At 52.6% G+C, this 18,770-nt stretch carries 15 protein-coding genes; 14 read left to right on the top strand and 1 reads right to left on the bottom strand.

Features of this window, described 5'->3' with window-relative positions:
- Positions 1 to 68: 68 nt before the first annotated feature.
- The 4 genes from ACTL32_RS15990 to ACTL32_RS15975 all read left to right on the top strand — a co-directional run bounded on the left by ACTL32_RS15990 (position 69) and on the right by ACTL32_RS15975 (position 5,258).
- Entirely contained in the window at positions 69 to 1,613 is a 1,545-nt protein-coding gene (locus tag ACTL32_RS15990) for a GNAT family N-acetyltransferase (protein ID WP_441342414.1), read from the top strand.
- 75 nt (positions 1,614 to 1,688) lie between these two features.
- The gene (locus tag ACTL32_RS15985; RefSeq protein WP_441342413.1) at positions 1,689 to 3,389 is read left to right on the top strand and encodes a phospho-sugar mutase; all 1,701 of its coding nucleotides are present in this window, start codon (positions 1,689 to 1,691) and stop codon (positions 3,387 to 3,389) included.
- Positions 3,390 to 3,488: 99 nt separating this feature from the next.
- Positions 3,489 to 4,604: a GAF domain-containing sensor histidine kinase gene (locus tag ACTL32_RS15980; RefSeq protein ID WP_441342412.1), complete on the top strand. Its 1,116-nt coding sequence runs from the start codon at positions 3,489 to 3,491 to the stop codon at positions 4,602 to 4,604.
- A 15-nt stretch (positions 4,605 to 4,619) separates the two neighbouring features.
- On the top strand, positions 4,620 to 5,258 hold the full coding sequence (locus ACTL32_RS15975; RefSeq protein WP_441342411.1) for a response regulator: 639 nt from the start codon (positions 4,620 to 4,622) through the stop codon (positions 5,256 to 5,258).
- Between the two features lie 460 nt (positions 5,259 to 5,718).
- Here the strand turns inward: ACTL32_RS15975 and rsgA are convergent, their stop codons facing one another.
- Entirely contained in the window at positions 5,719 to 6,774 is a 1,056-nt protein-coding gene (rsgA, locus tag ACTL32_RS15970) for a ribosome small subunit-dependent GTPase A (RefSeq protein ID WP_441342410.1), read from the bottom strand.
- Positions 6,775 to 7,094: 320 nt separating this feature from the next.
- On the opposite strand from rsgA, the gene ACTL32_RS15965 reads away from it, so the two are divergent.
- The 10 genes from ACTL32_RS15965 to ACTL32_RS15920 all read left to right on the top strand — a co-directional run bounded on the left by ACTL32_RS15965 (position 7,095) and on the right by ACTL32_RS15920 (position 18,755).
- Positions 7,095 to 7,310: a hypothetical protein gene (locus ACTL32_RS15965; protein WP_441342409.1), complete on the top strand. Its 216-nt coding sequence runs from the start codon at positions 7,095 to 7,097 to the stop codon at positions 7,308 to 7,310.
- Positions 7,311 to 7,461: 151 nt separating this feature from the next.
- Entirely contained in the window at positions 7,462 to 8,676 is a 1,215-nt protein-coding gene (locus tag ACTL32_RS15960) for an acyl-CoA dehydrogenase (protein WP_441342408.1), read from the top strand.
- A 20-nt stretch (positions 8,677 to 8,696) separates the two neighbouring features.
- Positions 8,697 to 10,307 (top strand): long-chain-fatty-acid--CoA ligase, encoded by a 1,611-nt coding sequence (locus tag ACTL32_RS15955; protein ID WP_441342407.1) that lies wholly within the window; start codon positions 8,697 to 8,699, stop codon positions 10,305 to 10,307.
- An 81-nt stretch (positions 10,308 to 10,388) separates the two neighbouring features.
- On the top strand, positions 10,389 to 11,132 hold the full coding sequence (locus ACTL32_RS15950; RefSeq protein WP_441342406.1) for a 2-phosphosulfolactate phosphatase: 744 nt from the start codon (positions 10,389 to 10,391) through the stop codon (positions 11,130 to 11,132).
- 20 nt (positions 11,133 to 11,152) lie between these two features.
- Positions 11,153 to 11,944 carry an enoyl-CoA hydratase/isomerase family protein gene (locus tag ACTL32_RS15945; RefSeq protein WP_441342405.1) on the top strand — a complete coding sequence of 264 codons (792 nt, stop codon included), beginning with the start codon at positions 11,153 to 11,155 and terminating at the stop codon, positions 11,942 to 11,944.
- Between the two features lie 36 nt (positions 11,945 to 11,980).
- Entirely contained in the window at positions 11,981 to 13,645 is a 1,665-nt protein-coding gene (locus ACTL32_RS15940; RefSeq protein WP_441342404.1) for a long-chain fatty acid--CoA ligase, read from the top strand.
- Complete coding sequence (locus ACTL32_RS15935; protein ID WP_441342403.1) at positions 13,646 to 14,641, top strand: phosphotriesterase family protein; 996 nt, start codon at positions 13,646 to 13,648, stop codon at positions 14,639 to 14,641.
- Positions 14,642 to 14,749: 108 nt separating this feature from the next.
- Positions 14,750 to 15,925: a cytochrome P450 family protein gene (locus ACTL32_RS15930; RefSeq protein ID WP_441342402.1), complete on the top strand. Its 1,176-nt coding sequence runs from the start codon at positions 14,750 to 14,752 to the stop codon at positions 15,923 to 15,925.
- A 426-nt stretch (positions 15,926 to 16,351) separates the two neighbouring features.
- Positions 16,352 to 17,659, top strand: a complete 1,308-nt coding sequence (locus tag ACTL32_RS15925) for a DUF2254 domain-containing protein (RefSeq protein WP_441342401.1) — start codon at positions 16,352 to 16,354, stop codon at positions 17,657 to 17,659.
- Between the two features lie 34 nt (positions 17,660 to 17,693).
- Entirely contained in the window at positions 17,694 to 18,755 is a 1,062-nt protein-coding gene (locus ACTL32_RS15920; protein ID WP_441342400.1) for a mechanosensitive ion channel family protein, read from the top strand.
- The last annotated feature ends 15 nt before the right edge of the window (positions 18,756 to 18,770 follow it).

Below are 18,770 nucleotides of genomic sequence, written 5' to 3'. Positions count from 1 at the left end.
AAATATTATCAACCTGCGTCGCTATCCTATATAATAAAGTGTGATACTTTTGTGAAGGAGTGGCTGCAGTGCCAGAACAGTTCGATTTATCCCATTTTGAAAAAAGCATGATCATCCGGGAGATGACCTATGCAGATATAAATCCCATTCTAGAAATGCAGCGACTTTGCTTCCCTGGGATGGATCCATGGAAAGAAGAGCAGCTGCGGAGCCACCTGGGTGTCTTTCCGCAGGGCCAGCTCGTCGCTGAACTCGATGGCAAAGTCATCGGCTCATGTTCAAGCTTGTTGATCAATTTCGATGAATACGATGACCGCCATACGTGGGACGATGTAACCGACGGCGGCTATATCACGAACCACAATCCCGATGGCTATAACATGTACGGAATTGAAGTGATGGTGCATCCGGAATACCGGCGCATGCAGGTTGGCCAACGGCTGTATGAAGCACGCAAAGAACTTGCACGGGAATTGAATTTGAAATCGATCATCCTTGGCGGCCGCATTCCGAACTTCCATAAACATGCGGATGAAATGTCGCCGAGGGAGTATGTGGATGCGGTTTCGCGCCATAAAATTTATGATCCTGTCCTGACGTTCCAATTGATGAACGGCTTCCAACTGATGCGCATCAACCCGAATTATCTGCAGGACGACTTGGCATCAGGCAAATACGCGACATTGATGGAATGGAACAATGTCGACTATAAACCGGTTTCGAAACGCCATTTCAAGACAAGCCTGCCTGTCCGCATCTGTGTCGTGCAGTATTTGATGCGCGCAATTGAATCGTTTGATGATCTGGCAAACCAGGTTGAATATTTCGTGGACGTGGCTTCTGATGCGCATTCCGATTTTGTGGTGTTCCCGGAAATCTTTACGACGCAATTGATGTCATTCCTGAACGAGCCATCGCCAAGCCAGGCCGTCCGCAAATTGACGGAGTACACGCCGCAATATATCGAGTTGTTCACGGATCTGGCTGTCCGCTACAACATTAACATCATCGGCGGATCGCATTTCGTTAAGGAAGATGACGACGAAATCTATAACATTGCGTACCTGTTCCGCCGCGATGGTTCGATCGACAAGCAGTATAAAATCCACATCACGCCGAATGAACGGAAATGGTGGGGGATTTCTGCAGGCGATTCGGTCCGCGTGTTCGATACGGATTGCGGAAAAATCGCTATCCAAATCTGCTACGACATCGAGTTCCCTGAACTGGCGCGTATCGCGACAGATATGGGCGCGAACATCATCTTCTCGCCTTTCTGTACGGAAGACCGCCAAGGCTACCTGCGCGTGCGTTATTGCGCTCAGGCCCGCGCTGTGGAAAACCAGATTTACACAGTCATTTCAGGAACGGTCGGCAACTTGCCGCAGACCGAAAACATGGATATCCAATATGCACAGTCCGGCATTTTCGCACCGAGCGATTTCGAATTTGCCCGCGACGGCATCGTAGGGGAAACCAATGCCAACCTGGAAATGGTACTGATCGGTGACGTCGATCTTGAGATCCTGCGCCGCCAGCGCCAGAACGGGACTGTCAAGCAGCTGAAAGACCGCCGCCATGACGTCTATAGTGTGGAATACAAGAAAGATTGAGCCAGACGGCCGCTTCCTAAAGGGAGCGGTTTTTTTTTGTTTTTTTTGGTAAACTGAAGTTATGGAGGGATGCATATGACATGGCAGGAACGAATCAAGCGCTGGTTGGAGCATGACCGGCTGGATGAAGTGACCAGAGAGGCTTTGAATTTACTGAAAGATGATGAAAAATTGGCAGAGGATGCCTTTTACCAGGATCTGGCATTCGGGACTGGCGGGATGCGCGGCGAAATCGGCCCGGGCACAAACCGCATGAATGTCTATACGGTGCGCAAAGCATCGCAGGGCATCGCGAATTACATCAAAGACAACGGTGAAATGGCAATGGCCCGCGGGATTGCGATTGCGTATGACAGCCGGCGCATGTCGCCCGAATTCGCACAGGAAGCAGCGAAAACATTTGCTGCAAATGGCATCCATACGTATGTCTACAGCGAACCGCGGACAACGCCGCAATTGTCATTTAGCGTCCGGTATTTGAATGCATTCATGGGCGTGGTCATTACGGCTAGCCACAACCCGCCTGAATACAACGGCTATAAAGTATACGGCGAAGACGGCGCGCAGCTGAATCTGGAAGATGCCGACCGGGTCATCAGTTTCGTCAGTGAGGTCGAAGATGAACTCGGCATCGACAATTCTTCATACGATCCGGCGCTGCTTGTCAGCCTCGGAGAAAAGCTGGATGCCGCTTATATTGAACAGGCGCTGACAGTACAGGAAGGATCGGCGAATCCTATCAAGGCGGTCTTTACGCCGCTGCACGGCGCGTCAGGTTCCACGGTGAAGCGCTTGTTGGACGCGGCTGGCTATGCCGATATCGTCTATGTGGCTGAACAGATGCAGCCGGACGGCGAATTTCCGACCGTCAAGTCGCCGAATCCCGAAGAAGCATCTGCTTTTGAACTCGCTGAGAAATATGGCAATGAAACCGGGGCGGAACTGCTGGTTGCCATCGATCCGGACGGCGATCGCGTCGGGGCGGCCGTTCTGAGCGGCGGCCATTACGAGCTGCTGAACGGCAACCAGACAGGCGCACTGCTGATCGATTATTTGCTGGGCAAGAAGCAGGCGAAAGGCACATTGCCTGCAAACGGCAAAATCTTCAAGACCATCGTCACTTCGGAATTCGGGCGCGTCATTGCTGAATCTTATGCCGTTGCCTCTGAAGACGTGTTGACCGGCTTTAAGTTTATCGGCGAAAAGCTGAAGCACAACGACCAAGAGAAGAAATTCGAGTTCCTTTTCGGCTATGAAGAAAGCTACGGCTATTTGATCAAGGACTTTGCCCGCGACAAAGATGCCGTCCAAGCGACGCTTCTGCTCATCGAAGCTGCCGCTTATTACAAGACCCAAGGCATGACGCTCCACGATAAATTGACGGAGCTTTATAACCGCCACGGCTGGTACCGGGAAGCATTGGTATCGGTGACGAAAAAAGGGCTCGAAGGCGCACGCGAAATCACCGCATTGCTCGAAGGGCTGCGCGAGCAGCCAATCCGGGAAATCGCCGGGATCCCGGTCGTGTCAATCGAGGATTATGAAACGCAGAACCGGATTTTTGCGGACATGGTGACCAATGAGAAAATCGAATTGCCGCAATCAAATGTTTTGAAGTATTTCCTAGAAGACGGTTCGTGGGTTTGCGTGCGGCCGAGCGGAACCGAGCCGAAAGTGAAATATTACTTCGGCGTCACCGCGGCCAACGAACGCGACAGCGACGAAAAGCTCGAGCTGTTGAAGCAGACATTCCTGGACGAACTGAACAGCAGATGATTTGGAGCTCCCTCGCGCAGGGAGCTTTTTCATTCAAAAGTCCGAAGCGCAGGCGTGCTTAAAACCTGTAAGGTATACATAATAGCGGGGTGGAGAAGGATGGATATGGAACGACAGTCGAATGTCGCATTGCTGAAGGAAATTGCAGAGCTCCTGAATGAAGAAACCGATATGGACCGGATGCTTGAAGGCGCAATCTGGAAGCTGCTGAACGGCTCCGCTTTTGAAGCCGCCTGGATATTTTTCATTGACAGCGACGGCAAGCACCAGCTGGTGGCACAGGCAAACCTGCCGCCGGCGCTGCAGAAAAATGATTGCCGCCACCTGAAAAAGGGCGGTTGTTGGTGCGTCAAACGGTATCATGATGCCGATCTCGAAAAGGCATCGAACATCATAGCTTGCCAGCGCATCGAGAATGCCATGGCGTCGGCTGCTGAAGACAGCGGCGGCATCACGCACCATGCCACGGTCCCGCTGCAGTCCGGCAATGAACGGTTTGGGCTCTTGAATATTGCGGCGCCTGATACGCAACGCTTTTCGAAAGAAGAATTGGCGCTGTTGGAGTCGGTGGCGTTCCAGATCGGATCGGCGATCAAGCGCATCCTGCTGACAAAACAGGAGCAGGAACTGGCGCTCGTCAAGGAGCGCAACCGGCTCGCGCGCGACCTGCATGATTCTGTCAACCAATTGCTGTTTTCGGTGACGCTGACGGCAAGAGGCGGCAGCGTCATGTCAGAAGACCCGGAAATCCGGGAGACGTTCCGCGATATCCAGCATTTGACGCAGGAAGCATTGAACGAAATGCGCGCCTTGATTTGGCAGCTGCGCCCCAAAGGATTGGAGACAGGGCTGCTCGAGGCGATCAAAGGCTATGCGGAAATGCTCGGCCTGGCTGTGGAGCTGAAAGTGACCGGCGTCATCCAATTGCCTTCGCGGACGGAGGAGACGCTGTTCCGGATTGCGCAGGAAGCGCTGAACAACATCCGCAAGCATGCCGGCGTCAGTGAAGTCCGGCTGTATATGTCCATGACGCCGTCGGATGTGCTATTGGTCATCAAAGATGAAGGGCATGGATTTGTCGTCGGCGAAGGCCTGGCAATCCCATCGATCGGCATCCAGAGCATGCGCGACCGGGCGAAGGCCGAAGGCGGAACGATTGACTGGTCGAGCGAAATCGGAAAAGGGACGGAAATCCTCATCAGGATTCCGTATTAATGGAGGAGTGGTTGCATGGTGAAAGTATTGATTGCCGACGACCATCATGTCGTGCGGCGGGGGCTGATGTTTTTCCTGAAAACGCAGCAGGACATCGAAGTTGTCGGGGAAGCGGTGAATGGGAAGGAAGCTGTGGAAATGGCCGGGCGGCTGAACCCTGACATTGTCCTGATGGATCTGGTCATGCCCGAGATGGACGGCATCCAGGCTACCCGGAAAATCAAGGAGCAGCATCCCGGCATCATCGTCCTCATGCTGACCAGTTTTTCCGACCGGGACCATGTAGTGCCGGCAATGGAGGCAGGGGCAGCCGGCTATCAGCTGAAGGATATCGAACCTGATGAATTGGTTGAATCGATCCGCAGCCTGATGCGCGGCGAAAATACGCTGCACCCGAAAGCGACGTCGCAGCTTGCCAAAGGGCCGGCCGATCCTGTGCCGCATATGGTCAATCTCCTCACGCCGCGCGAAAAGGAAGTGCTGGCGGAGCTGACGAAAGGGAAAAGCAACCGGGAAATCGCATCGGCTCTTTTTGTGACAGAGAAAACCGTGAAGACGCATATATCGAACATCTTCACGAAGCTGGAGGTGCAGGACCGCACACAGGCGGCGCTGTACGCGGTGAAGCACGGATTGACCGACCCCGAAAATTAAAAAGGGGCTGTCAAAAAAGCTCCAAACTAAAGACCGGAGGAGAAAAAGCATTGCTTTTTCTCCTCCGGTCTTTTCTATTTGCTATAAATGGCTGCTGGGAATGGAGGCGGCCAACTTGTTTGCGACGAAGCAGCGGAGCGATGCAACGCCCTTTCATGTCTCGAAGCTAGCGAAGCGATGCAGAGACAGGAGCACCGGTTTTACCAGCGGGACAGCGCAGTGCCGAAATCCACTCGGACGCCAGTCAATGCTTGACCGAAGCTTGCGAGGGCAAGTATTTGCGACGAGCTTGCGCAGGAGCACAGGTTCTTTGTTAGTTCGGCGCGAGCCCGCGGAAAGCGTCCGCCTGAAGTGGAGGATCCAACACAGCTTTCATTAGTTTTATTCATCTAAATGAAAAATTATTATTTTGTCTACAAGCTCAGAGCAAGCTCGTTGATCCGGGCTTGCTCTTTTTGCTTTATCGTTTTTTGACAGGCCGCTTCCGGTTGTCTTTTGTAATCTGCTTCCATTTGCTGCGTTCGGCTTTTTGGGCCGCTGCATCGCTTTTGCGCTCCATGTGGGCAAGCTCACGCTTCAGTTTGACGTAGCTTCTGTAGCGGTCATGCTGCAATTCACCCGTCAAGAGGGCTTCTTGGATGCGGCAGCCGGGTTCGCTGCCATGCCCGCAGTCCCGGAACCGGCATTCTTCTGCCAATTGCTCCACATCCGAGAAGCCGCTTTCGATGCCTTCTTCGTAATCGCCGAGCTGGAATTCGCGCATGCCCGGCGTGTCGATCAATAAACCGCCGCCAGGCAACCGGACCAGTTCCCGGTGCGTAGTCGTGTGCCGCCCTTTGCTGTCGTCTTCCCGGATGTCCTGGACCGCCATCAGCGCGCTGCCGGACAAGGCGTTGATCAGAGACGATTTTCCGACGCCCGATGAACCGAGGAGTGCGCCGGTTTTATTCGGGGCCAGCAGATTCTGAAGGTCTTCGATGCCTTCGCCGTTGACGCTGGATACCGGGTATACCGGCAAGCCGAATGCGACTTTTTCCACTTCACGCAGGTAGGGTTCGACGTCTTCGCATTGATCGCTTTTCGTCAGGACAATCACCGGATTGGCCCCTGAATCCCAAGCGGCGATCAAGTAGCGTTCCAGGCGCCGGACGTTGAAGTCGTGGTTCAATGACATGACGAGAAAGACATAATCCACGTTGACAGCGATCAATTGGATCTCCGATGTGTCGCCCGCCGCTTTCCGTGAAAACTGGGACGTGCGGGGGAGGACTTGATGGATGATCCCTTTTTCCTCGCCAGGCATCTGGCCGACCATGACCCAGTCGCCGACAGCCGGAAATTCGCTGTGCAGGTGCTCATGTCGGTATTTTCCGGAAAGCGTGCTCAGCCATTCTCCGCGGTCCGTCACGACCCGGTAGATGTTTTTATGTTCCAATGTAATGCGCCCCGGAATTCCGGCCGCGCCGATTTTTTCTTGCCAAGCTGTATTCCAGCCGTATTGTTCGATCTTATTCAATGTAAGTTCCTCCTATTTATGCATAATAAAAAACCATGGATGCGCGCAAATCGCAATCCATGGTTCCCGGGCATAATGGAAGAAGCGTATCGTCAGCGATACACAGAGCGGGACATTATGGATTGGATTTGCGTATTCAAAAATAAAATAGCCATAATGCCTCACCTCTTTCTTCAAGTTACTTCTACCATACGCCATTCTGAAAATAGGGTCAATAGTTTTTTCAGAAAAATACAAATGCGCCGCCTCTTTTTGTTAATGCCGGCCGGCATCGGGTATTTAAGTAAAGAACAACGAAAGCCAGGAGAGGAGGAAACGAAATGGCGATCGCGAAATGGATGAAGCTTGGAGCGGCAGCAGCCCTCTCTGTCAGTATGCTTGGCGCTTGCGGCGGCGATGGGGATGGCGACGACGATAACATTGAAGTGGACGATCCGGTGACCGGTGAAGACAATCCGGAAGAAGAAGGGCCGATGGGAGAGGACAATACCGATGAACAACTAGACGAAGAAGATGACAAAGAACAGGAAGACTAATAGAGCCGGAACAGACAAAGGCCGCCGAGGAGCGGTCTTTTTTTATGGAGGAAATCCTAAAATTCCCTTGCATTTACATTTTGGAAACGCTAACATTAAATTAATATTCTGAACATACCAACCGGTTAGTACTAGAAAGGTGGAAGCGCAGATGGATTTTTCCTATTCAGAGAAGACGAAAAAGTTGGAGCAGCAATTGACGCAGTTTATGGAGGAGAATGTCTACCCGAACGAAAAGCTCTTTGAACAGCAGCTGAATGCCCAGGCCGATCGCTGGTCGGAGATTCCCCCGATTATGGAGGAACTGAAAAAGAAGGCAAAGGATGCAGGCTTATGGAATCTGTTCCTGCCGGAAAGCGAGTACGGCGCCGGACTGACAAATCAGGAATATGCGCCGCTTTGTGAAATCATGGGGCGTTCGCTGATCGGACCGGAAATCTTCAACTGCAACGCGCCGGATACCGGCAATATGGAAGTGCTGGTGCGCTATGGCACCGAAGAGCAGAAAGAGAAATGGCTGAAACCGCTCCTTGCCGGTGAAATCCGTTCCTGTTTCTCGATGACGGAACCGGATGTCGCGTCGAGTGATGCAACAAACATTGAAGCGTCGATCAAACGGGATGGCGATGAATACATAATCAACGGGCGGAAATGGTGGTCGTCTGGCGCCGGAGACCCGCGCTGCAAAATCGCCATCGTCATGGGCAAGAACGACCCGGATGCCGCGCGCCACGAACAGCAGTCCATGATCCTGGTGCCGCTGGACGCTCCAGGAGTGAAAATCGAACGCCTCTTGCCGGTATTCGGCTATGACCATGCACCGCATGGCCATGCAGAAATCACGTTCGACAATGTACGTGTGCCGGCAGGCAATATGCTGTGGGGCGAGGGGAAAGGCTTCGCCATCGCCCAAGGCCGCTTGGGGCCAGGCCGCATCCACCATTGCATGCGGCTGATCGGTGCAGCAGAACGGGCGCTCGAGGAAATGTGCATCCGTGTCCAGGAGCGGACGCCATTCGGAAAGCCGCTTGCAAACCAGGGCGTCGTCCGTGAATGGATCGCCGATTCGCGCATTGAAATCGAGCAGGCGCGGCTTCTGACACTGAAAGCCGCTTATATGATGGACACCGTCGGCAATAAAGAAGCGAAAGCGGAAATCGCCATGATCAAAGTGACGGCGCCGAACATGGCGCTTCGCGTAATCGACCGGGCGATCCAGGCATTCGGAGCCGCCGGCGTCAGCGACGACTTTACGCTTGCGGCGCAATGGGCCAATTCGCGTACGCTGCGCCTCGCGGACGGACCGGATGAAGTGCATCGCAACCAGATCGCCAAATTGGAAATGAACAAGTACATCCAAAAATAAAACAAGGACGGGGGAAAGAAATGACAATCGAACATATTGCGTCCAAGCATTACCCGGAAGGCATCCGGACAGAAATGGAGTTTCCCGAGAAGACCATGCCGGAATTTCTTGCAGAAACAGCTGCACGGATCCCGGACAATGTGGCGCTGAAGTTTTACCAGAAGGAAATCAGCTATCAGGAGTTTTATGGTTTATCGAATGCATTTGCATCGGCTCTCCAGAAATACGGCATTGTGAAAAGCGATCGGGTGGCATTGATGCTGCCGAATTGTCCGCAATACGCCATTTCGTATTTCGGCATCTTGAAGGCAGGCGCCATCGTTACGCAGGTCAATCCGATGCTGCTTGAAAAAGAACTGATCTACTTGCTGAATGATTCCGGTGCGGAAACGATCGTCGTCTATGCACCCTTGCTCCCGCGGATCCAGGGAATCGCGCCGCATACAAAGTTGAAGAACATCATCGTCGTTTCTTTTGATGCGGAAAAGCCGCAGCTTGAAGGCGCGGTCCTGTTCGAGCACTTTTTAGGGCAAGGCAATGGCCGTGTGGAGCCGGTCGCCATCAATCCGGCTGAAGATGTAGCCGTCCTGCAGTATACCGGCGGAACGACGGGCCTTTCCAAAGGCGCTATGCTGACGCACCGCAATATTACGGCGAATGCGCTGCAATCCCAGGAATTTTTCAAGGAAGAAGTGACGTATGGCGAGGAAAGCTGCCTGACGGTCATTCCCTTGTTCCATGTGTTCGGGATGACAGCAGCGATGAATTTATCCATCTTGAATGGATCGAAAAACATCCTTCTGCCGCGCTTTGACCTCCAGGAGGTGCTCGAGACGATCAAACGGGAACAGCCGACGACGTTCCCAGGGGTGCCGACGATGTACATCGCCATCACCAACCATCCGGAGGCGGAGAAATATGGAATCGACAGCATCCATATCTGCAATAGCGGAAGCGCGCCGATGCCTGTGGGAACGATGAAGGAATTCGAGCAAAAGACAGGCGCGAAGATATTGGAAGGCTACGGGTTATCAGAAGCTTCCCCAACAACGCATTGCAATCCCCCGTTCGCCGAGCGGAAGCCCGGCAGCATCGGGATCGGCATGCCTTCGACCGAATACAAAGTGGTGGATTTGGCAACCGGGGAAGGGGAAGTGCCGCGCGGCGAAAAAGGCGAACTCGTGATCAGCGGGCCGCAAGTGATGAAAGGGTACTGGAACATGCCGGAAGAAACCGAAAATGCGCTGCGCGACGGCTGGCTGTTTACAGGAGATATCGCCACGATGGATGAAGACGGCTATGTTTATATTGTCGACCGGAAAAAGGACATGATCCTATCGAGCGGCTATAACGTCTATCCGCGCGATATCGAAGAAGTTTTATATGAACATCCGGCCGTGCAGGAAGCGGTGGCAATCGGTGTCGCCGACCCTTACCGCGGAGAAAGCGTCAAGGCGATCATCGTGAAAAAAGCGGGCCAGGAAGCGACTGAGGAGCAGATCATCGATTGGGCGAAAGAAAAGATGGCGGCTTATAAAGTGCCGAAGCTGGTAGAGTTCCGCAGCGAATTGCCGAAGACCAATGTAGGGAAAATCCTGCGCCGTGCGCTTCGCGAAGAAGCGGCGAAATAAAGACGCACAGGTGGACAACGGGACAGCAGGCACGCGGCAGCTGTCCCATTTTTTTCATACTCGCTAAGAGGAAGTGAACACGTGCCGAAACTTCACCTGCTTTTGAAGAAAGAGGAAATCGATGAAGCCAAGATGCAAAAAGACAAGACAGCGGTCATATTCGATGTACTGCTGGCGACATCGACCATTGCCGCCTGTTTCTGGCATGGAGCAAAAGAAGTGATCCCGGTACTTGACGGGGACGAAGCGAGAAGGGAAGCCATCGGCCGGGCGCCAGGAAGTTTCTGCCTGGTCGGTGAATATAACGGCAGGACGATCGAAGGCTTCCTGGATCCGAATCCGCTTCAATTGAAGAACGCAATCATCGGCAAGACCGTCGTCCTGTCGACCACGAACGGTACGGTGGCGATCCGTAAAGCGGCAAATGCCAATAAAGTCTATACCGCCTCCCTTTTGAATGGGCAGGCGGCAGCTGCAAAAATTGCAGCTGGCCATCAAGGGGAGACTGTCGTAGCGGTTTGTTCCGGTTCGGGCGGCGAATTCTGTTTGGAAGATTTTTTCGGGGCCGGCTATTTCATCGATTGTTTGATGAACGAAACCGCCCATTGGGAAATGACGGATGCGGCAAAGGCGGCGCGCATTTTTTACGTGTCGAATAAGGATTGGGCCAGTCGTCTGCTGAAAGACACCCGGGTCGGGGAGATGCTGATCGGTTACGGGTTTGAAGAAGAGATCGATTTTATTGCTGAAACGGGCCTGGTCGATTTTGTCCCATGGCTGGAAGCTGGGAAGCTTGTTGTCGACAGAACCGGTCCTGCCGATTAAAACTTGAGGAGGAATTTTAGATGGCAAATGAACACTTATTGGTGAAATTGGAAAATGCGGTGCTTTCGCTGCAGTTGAACCGTCCTGAAAGTTTGAACTCTTTCAGTCCGGAAATGATTCTGCGCCTTACCGAGGAAATCAAAGCTGCAGTAGCGAATCCCGAAATCGGCGCTGTCGTCCTGTCAGGTGCCGGCCGCTCTTTTTCAGCAGGCGGCGATGTCAAGACGATGGGGCAGGCAGGGCCGGTTGAAACGTATGAGCATATCGGGAAATTGAATGAGCTGGTGCTCGCCATGCGCGCATTGGAAAAGCCGATCATTGCGGCTGTCCATGGTTTTGCAGCGGGAGCGGCGTTCAATTTGGCGTTGGCGTCGGATTTGATACTGGCGGCGGAAGACAGCAAGTTCGTCATGAGTTTTGCGCAAGTCGGGCTGATTTCAGATGGCGGCGGCCTTTATTTTCTGCCTCGCTTGATTGGCCCCTACCGGGCGAAGCAGCTGTTCTTCACCGCAGAACCGATTACGGCTATGCAAGCGCACGAATGGGGCATCGTCAATGAACTGTTTCCGGCGGATCAACTGGAGCACGGGGCTTTGAAGTTGGCCGCCCGCCTGGCAGCCGGTCCGTCGCAAGCGTTCGGCCAATTGAAGAAGATTGCAGATCAAGCGGCAGTTTCCGGCCTGCCCGAGATTTTGGAGCAGGAGCGAATCACGCAGGCGATGATGGTGACGACGGAAGACCATCTGGAAGGGGTTGCGGCATTCAAGGAAAAACGCAAACCGGATTTTTCAAAAGAGCAGAAAGTGCGCTGACGACTGCCATGGGACAACCGCGAAGGGGGAAGATGGATGAACAAAGCTCATTTTGAATTTTGGCCGAAACGGGTTTCAAAATCATTGACCATCCCGGAAACCACCATTTATGACAACCTGGCGATTTCCGCCAAAAAGTACCCGCACAAGACCGCACTCGTCTATTACGGAGCGCGTTATACCTACCGGGAACTCGAGCAGCAGGTGGAAGCCCTGGCCGGCTTTTTGGAGAAAGGGCTCGGGGTGGAAAAAGGGGAGCGCATCCTGCTCTTCATGCAGAATTCGCCACAGTTCCTAATCAGCTATTATGCCATCTTGCGCATACGGGGAATCGTCGTTCCCGTCAATCCGATGAACACAGCGGAGGAATTGGCATTCTATATCAAAGACGGCGGCATCCGTATCGGCATCGTCGGCCAGGAGTTGTACAACCGGGTGGAAGAACTCGAAGAATTCGCGGCACTGGATGCAGCAATCACTGCGGCCTATTCCGAATATGCCGGAGAAGAAGAAGGGCTCCCGCCGGCAGCAGCGGAAGCGGCCCGGACATTGGAAGGTGCGGTTTCCTGGGGAGCGGCGATAGGTTCGGGGGACGTTCCTTCAGAATACGGCGGCTTACCGGAAGATATTGCGGTGATGCCGTATACGTCCGGCACGACCGGACTGCCGAAAGGTTGTGTGCATACGAACCGGACTGTCCAGGCCAATACCGTCGGCACTTACCACTGGATGAACACGACATCGGATGCCGTGGTGCTGGCGACGCTGCCGCTGTTCCATGTCACCGGCATGGTCCACAGCATGCATGCGCCGATCTACGGAGGCGCAGAAACAGTCATGCTGACGCGCTGGGACCGCAATTATGCGGCCAAAGTGATTGAAAAGTACGGCTGCACCCATTGGACGAATATCAGCACGATGGTCGTCGATTTCCTGTCCAATCCGGATCTGGGAAATTACGATCTGTCTTCACTTCAAGTGGTAGGCGGCGGAGGTGCGCCGCTTCCGGCAGCTGTCGGCGAAAAACTGACAGCGATCACCGGACTGAAATACGTGGAAGGCTACGGTTTGTCCGAGACGATTTCCCAAACCCATTTCAATCCGCCCGACCGACCGAAACTGCAATGCCTTGGCATTCCTTCGTTTGATGTGGATGCCCGCGTCATCGACCCTTCATCCGGCCGGATGCTGGGCCATGGCGAAGAAGGGGAACTGGTCGTCAAAGGGCCGCAGGTGTTCCAGGGCTATTTCAACCGGGATGACGAAAACCGCAGCGCTTTTATCGAACTCGAGGGGTTGACGTTTTTCCGCACGGGCGATATTGTCCGGATGGACGAGGAAGGCTATTTCTTCCTCGTAGACCGCGTGAAGCGCATGATCAACGCGGCCGGCTTCAAAGTATGGCCGACGGAAGTGGAGTCGCTGCTTTATAAGCATCCGGCAATCCAGCAGGCATGCGTGGTCGGCATTCCGGATCCGCGCCGGGGAGAGACGGTCAAAGCATTTGTCATTTTGCACGAAGGCAAAGAAGGCGAAGTGACAGAAGCGGAAATCATCGAATGGGCAAAAGGCGAAATGGCTGCCTATAAATATCCGCGCGTAATCGAATTCCGTACGATCTTCCCGACAACCAGCAGCGGGAAGATCCTGTGGCGCAAACTGCAGGATGAAGAAAAACAGAAATCGGGGGAGGTTTTATAAATGGAAAAAAGAGTGGAAACTGTTACGGGTCCGATTGCGCCTGAAGAGATGGGAAAAACGCTGATCCATGAACATTTCATCTTCGGCTATCCGGGTTTCCAGGGCGATCTGACGCTCGGGCCGTTCAACCGCGAGGAAGCGGTCGCTGCAGGTGTGGCAGCGGCGGAGAAAATGATGGCCCATGGCGTCAAGACCGTTGTGGATCCGACGCCGAATGAATGCGGCCGCGATCCGGAAGTGCTGAAGGAGATTTCTGAACGGAGCGGGCTGCAAATCGTTTGCGCAACGGGCTATTATTATGAAGGTGAAGGGGCGACGCCGTATTTCAAGTTCCGCGCGTCGCTCGGCAGCGCCCCGCAGGAAATCGGCGAGATGTTTTCAAAGGAAATCAAAGACGGCATCGGAGGGACCGGCATCAAGCCGGGAATCATCAAGCTTGCTTCGAGCAAGGATGCCATCACGGATTATGAAAAGATGTTCTTCACAGCGGCAGCCGAAGCGCAGAAAGAAACAGGGATTACAATTTTGACGCATACGCAGGAAGGGACGATGGGGCCAGAACAGGCGGAGTTCCTCGTCGGGCTCGGCGCGAATCCGGCAGGCATCGTCATCGGGCATATGTGTGGCAATACGGATGCCGATTACCACCGGCGCGCTTTGGAAACCGGCGTCAGCATTGCATTCGATCGTTTCGGCCTGCAAGGGATGGTAGGCGCGCCGTTTGATGAGCAGCGCATCGACACCTTGCTGGAATTGCTGAACGACGGCTATGAGGACCAGATCATGCTGTCCCATGATTCCATCAGCGTCTGGCTTGGCCGCCCGCCGGTCATTCCGCCTGCAGCCGAGGCGGGAATTGCAAATTGGCATCCGACCCATCTGTTTGAGACCGTTGTCCCGGCACTGAAAAAAGCGGGCATCACGGAGCAGCAGCTGGACAAAATGTTCCTGGAAAACCCGAAGAAATTATTCGGTGCCGGAACTGTTAGCTTATAAGCAAAAGCCGGTTTTCCGGCTTTTTTTATTTTGTCGTGCAAATTAAGGCGAAGGAACGATACGGTCCGAGAGCTGGCAGGGTATAGGATACAAAAGGAGGCGAAGAAGATGACCGAAGAATTGTTTACAGCAGATTTTATCCGCAATCCCTATCCGGCATATTCGAAATTGCGGGAAATGGATCCGGTCCATTATGTGCATTTTCCGGACGGGCAGCGGGGCTGGCTGGTGACCGGTTATGAAGACGGAGCAGCGGTTCTCAAGGATGCCCGGTTTATCAAGGACTTTTCGAAGCTTTACGGCGGCAGCATGGACGGCATGTCCGTCTTCACCCAGAATATGCTTTTTTCCGACCCGCCGGACCATAAGCGCTTAAGGGGGCTGGCACAAAAAGCGTTCACGCCGAAAATGATTTCGGGCATGCGCGGACGCATACAGGAAATCACGGACACCCTTCTGGATGGTCTGGAAGGAAAGAAGGATGTTGACCTCATTGATGAATTTGCGTTCCCGCTCCCGATCATCGTCATCTGCGAGATTTTAGGCGTGCCTGCCGAAGACCGTGATAAATTCCGGCTGTGGTCCAATTCGCTGATCGAAGGAACCAGCGGAGAAGCGGGCGTCAGTGTCTATCAGCATATGACGCAGTTCATCGAATACCTCGGCCAGTGGTTCCAGAAGGTCCGAGCCAATCCGGATGGCAGCTTGATCAGCAAATTGATCGAGACGGAAGAGGCAGGCGACCGGCTCTCAGAGAAAGAATTGTACGGTTTGGTCTCACTGCTGATTATTGCCGGTCACGAGACGACCGTGAACCTGATCGGCAATACGGTTCTTGCCCTGATGGCACATCCTGATCAGCAGGACATGCTGAGGGAGCAGCCGGAACTGGTGCCTCAAGCGATAGAGGAATCGCTCCGCTTCAACGGGCCGGTGGAATTCAGCACGTCGCGCTGGGCAAGCGAAGACCTGGAATTCCGGGGGAAAAGGATCCACCGGGGAGATGTCGTAGTAGTAGCTCTGAATGCTGCGAATCATGATCCCGAAAAATTCGAGGCACCGGATCGGTTCGACATTTTGCGGGAAAAGAGCCCGCACCTGGCATTCGGCATGGGCATCCATTTTTGCCTGGGCGCGCCGCTTGCAAGGCTTGAAGGGGAAATTGCCATTTCAAGCCTGCTGTCCCGTTTCGGGAATATTCGCCTGGCAGTGGATGAAAGCGAATTGTCCTGGCGGCCGGGCATGATTGTCCGCGGCGTCAAGGAGCTGCCTGTCAACTTATGATCGCAAAAGGCCGGATGAATAATTCCGCCTTTTGTCAGCTTGTTGAGAAAGATAGAAATTCCTTATCCTTTATAATGAAAAATCAATTTGACGACACGAGCTCTCTATTGATCAAGAGCTACCTAGCGCCGGCGCGTCCATGGGCTGGGCGATGCTATGAGACGAGTGTCCTTCTCGGCTCATGGCGTAAGCCAAAGAGGTGCACAAAAGATTTTGGGCACCTCTTTTGCGACGAGCTTGCGCAGGAGCAATGGTCTTTGCCCTTCCCAAAGCGACCGAAGCGGTATAAAAAGTTGATCTTCTTTTATTAACCTATTTACAAAATGTTTCTCGACACTCTAGCAAAAGGCCGGACGAATAGTCCGGCCTTTTATAATGACTAGTTTGTCTGCAGAAAGGAAAGGGAAAACAGGGAGAAATGCAGGAATGGAAGAAGGGGTGCGCGTGAAGCCGATTTCATACATCTTCAAAGAAAAAATCTGGATTACACCGGCATTGTACAGTTTGGGTGCCTTGATCTTATCACTGGCAGCGTTTTATTTTGATCTGTATATCATCGAGCGTTTTATTGATGCGATTCCTTCTGTATTTCTTACCGATGTAGAAGCCGGACAGACCATCCTCGGAATCCTGGCAGCAGCGATGCTGACAATGACCACATTCACTTTTTCAACGGTGCTGGTAGTGTTAACAATGTACGCTTCACAATTTTCGCCGCGGGCCCCTGAAAATTTCATCCGCAGTTCCACTACCCGTCATGTCCTCGGCATTTTCCTGGGCGGGTTTATCTTCAATATGCTTTCACTCCTCTATATGCAAAAAGATGTCTTTGACCATGAAATCCTTTCGACAGCGATCGGCATTGGGGTGGTTTTCATCTGCATCGCGGCGTTTGCCTACTATATCCATTTTGTAGCTGCGAATGTTCAAGTCAGTACGCTGATCAATAAATTGATGGCGGATGCTGAAGAAATCATCGCCGAATATCAAAAGCTGTATGAAAAAAAACACCTGTCGCTCGATGAGTGGCGGCCGGAAGGGGGAAAATTGCAAGTGAAGGCGGAAACGTCGGGATACATCCAGTTTGTCGATTTAGCAAAACTGGAAGATTGGGCGGAAGGCAACGATGCGCAAGTTGAAATCATCGTGAAAATCGGGGAATACGTTTTTGAAGGGAAACCGGTCATGAGCATCTATTCACAGAACGGGGACCTGCAGCCGGAAAAGGCATTCATCACCATCGGAGACGAACGGACGGCAGAAGAGGACCTGGGCTATTCCATCCAGAAAATCGTCGAAGTGGCCATCCGGGCAACTTCACCCGGCCGCCAGGATCCGAATACGGCAAATGACATCCTGATGCGGCTGGGCCACCTTCTTGGGCAGGTGGGGCATTTGAAGACAGACGGGCTGGTGCTGACGGATGGAGGAGGAAAAAGCCGGCTATTGTACCGCTTCTCTTCTTTCAGCGATATTCTATACAAGGCTTTCTATCAGATCACCTACCATTCCAAGCAGGACATTTCGGTATTTTCCGCTATGACCGATGCCTTGATTGTCGCAGCCTCGATCGCCCCAGATATCCGTCATGAAACCATCTGGAAAACAGAGCTTTATATTCTTGAAGCCCTTCAAGATGTGGAAATTAAGTCCCTCGACCGCGAGTATCTTCAGCAAAGGGTCGATGAACTGGCAGGCATAACCGGAAACGAGACGGTGGAAGTGGAAAGTTGACGACCGGGCAATAGTCTAGGAAAGGAGGGGAACCATGCCGAACAACCAGCTGTTTGAAGGCATTGCTTTTTTAAAGGATTTATCTTTAGTTGAATTTTTTCTGTTTTTCGTATACCTGGCTTTGATTTTTATTGTAAAATCCGCTGTGCTCTGGCTCCTCCGCTTTTGGACAAAGGGCCGTTCTTTTAGGGACCGCGTTTATCCGATCGTAGAAGATGTTTTGAATTTATTAGCCATTTATGGTGCTATCCTCTTTTTTCTTTATTATTTCTCACGGGAAAAATGGCTGTTCACTCCGTTCTATGAAACAGAAGGAGTCGAAGTGTCGATTTTCCTGATTGTAGTAGCTGTCATGATCGTCACGTTCATGAGCCGGCTCGTGAAAGCGTTCAATAGCTATGTCATGCCTTTTTTCTACGAGCAATTTGATGTTGATGTCGGGCTGAGTTATACCATCAACCGGCTGATTTATTATATCGTGATGTTTATGGCGCTGGCTTTGAGCTTTACGACGGTCGGGCTTGATTTGACTGCCATCGGTGTAGTCTTTAGTGTGCTTGGAATCGGGATCGGTTTCGGTGTGCGGAACATCGCTGCGAATTTCGTTTCCGGAATCATCATTTTATTTGAGCGTCCGATGGAAGTTGGGGAGATGGTGGAGATCGACAAAAAAATCGGCCGCATTTCCAAAATCAAATTGCGTTCGACAATCGTGGAGACATTGAAAGATGGAACGCTAGTGGTGCCTAACCAATACTTCATTGAACAGATTGTTAAAAACCGTTCGAGTGCAGAGCTGATGGCCAGAGTGGTGGTCAGCGTCGCTTACGGCAGCGACACAGAAAAAGTCGCAGATTTACTCAGCGAAGCGGCCGGACAGGAGATGCAAAACATGGAGGGCATACCGGATAAGGAGCCTGATATCCAGTTTGTCGGATTCCGGAATTCCGCATTGGACCTGCAGCTTGAAGTCCACGTAACCACCATCGAAATGAAGGAGAAACTTGAAAGCCGCCTGCGCCACGCAATCGCCCGGCTACTGTTCGAAAACGGCATCCAGCTTGCCACGAATCCTATGAATTCGAATGATAAATAAATATTATTTTTATTA

It is taken from the genome of Planococcus sp. FY231025, assembly GCF_052078085.1.
Lineage (GTDB): Bacteria > Bacillota > Bacilli > Bacillales_A > Planococcaceae > Planococcus.
Note: the sequence above shows the minus strand (reverse complement) of the source record. Positions and strands in the feature narration are given on the sequence as shown.

What these genes read in the sequence shown, in the direction of transcription:
- ACTL32_RS15945 (WP_441342405.1), top strand. Translation starts at nt 11,153, where the DNA reads ATGGCAAATGAACACTTATTGGTGAAATTGGAAAATGCGGTGCTTTCG.
- ACTL32_RS15920 (WP_441342400.1), top strand. Translation starts at nt 17,694, where the DNA reads ATGCCGAACAACCAGCTGTTTGAAGGCATTGCTTTTTTAAAGGATTTA.
- ACTL32_RS15960 (WP_441342408.1), top strand. Translation starts at nt 7,462, where the DNA reads ATGGATTTTTCCTATTCAGAGAAGACGAAAAAGTTGGAGCAGCAATTG.
- ACTL32_RS15985 (WP_441342413.1), top strand. Translation starts at nt 1,689, where the DNA reads ATGACATGGCAGGAACGAATCAAGCGCTGGTTGGAGCATGACCGGCTG.
- ACTL32_RS15980 (WP_441342412.1), top strand. Translation starts at nt 3,489, where the DNA reads ATGGATATGGAACGACAGTCGAATGTCGCATTGCTGAAGGAAATTGCA.
- ACTL32_RS15975 (WP_441342411.1), top strand. Translation starts at nt 4,620, where the DNA reads ATGGTGAAAGTATTGATTGCCGACGACCATCATGTCGTGCGGCGGGGG.
- ACTL32_RS15935 (WP_441342403.1), top strand. Translation starts at nt 13,646, where the DNA reads ATGGAAAAAAGAGTGGAAACTGTTACGGGTCCGATTGCGCCTGAAGAG.
- ACTL32_RS15965 (WP_441342409.1), top strand. Translation starts at nt 7,095, where the DNA reads ATGGCGATCGCGAAATGGATGAAGCTTGGAGCGGCAGCAGCCCTCTCT.
- ACTL32_RS15925 (WP_441342401.1), top strand. Translation starts at nt 16,352, where the DNA reads ATGGAAGAAGGGGTGCGCGTGAAGCCGATTTCATACATCTTCAAAGAA.
- ACTL32_RS15940 (WP_441342404.1), top strand. Translation starts at nt 11,981, where the DNA reads ATGAACAAAGCTCATTTTGAATTTTGGCCGAAACGGGTTTCAAAATCA.
- ACTL32_RS15930 (WP_441342402.1), top strand. Translation starts at nt 14,750, where the DNA reads ATGACCGAAGAATTGTTTACAGCAGATTTTATCCGCAATCCCTATCCG.
- ACTL32_RS15955 (WP_441342407.1), top strand. Translation starts at nt 8,697, where the DNA reads ATGACAATCGAACATATTGCGTCCAAGCATTACCCGGAAGGCATCCGG.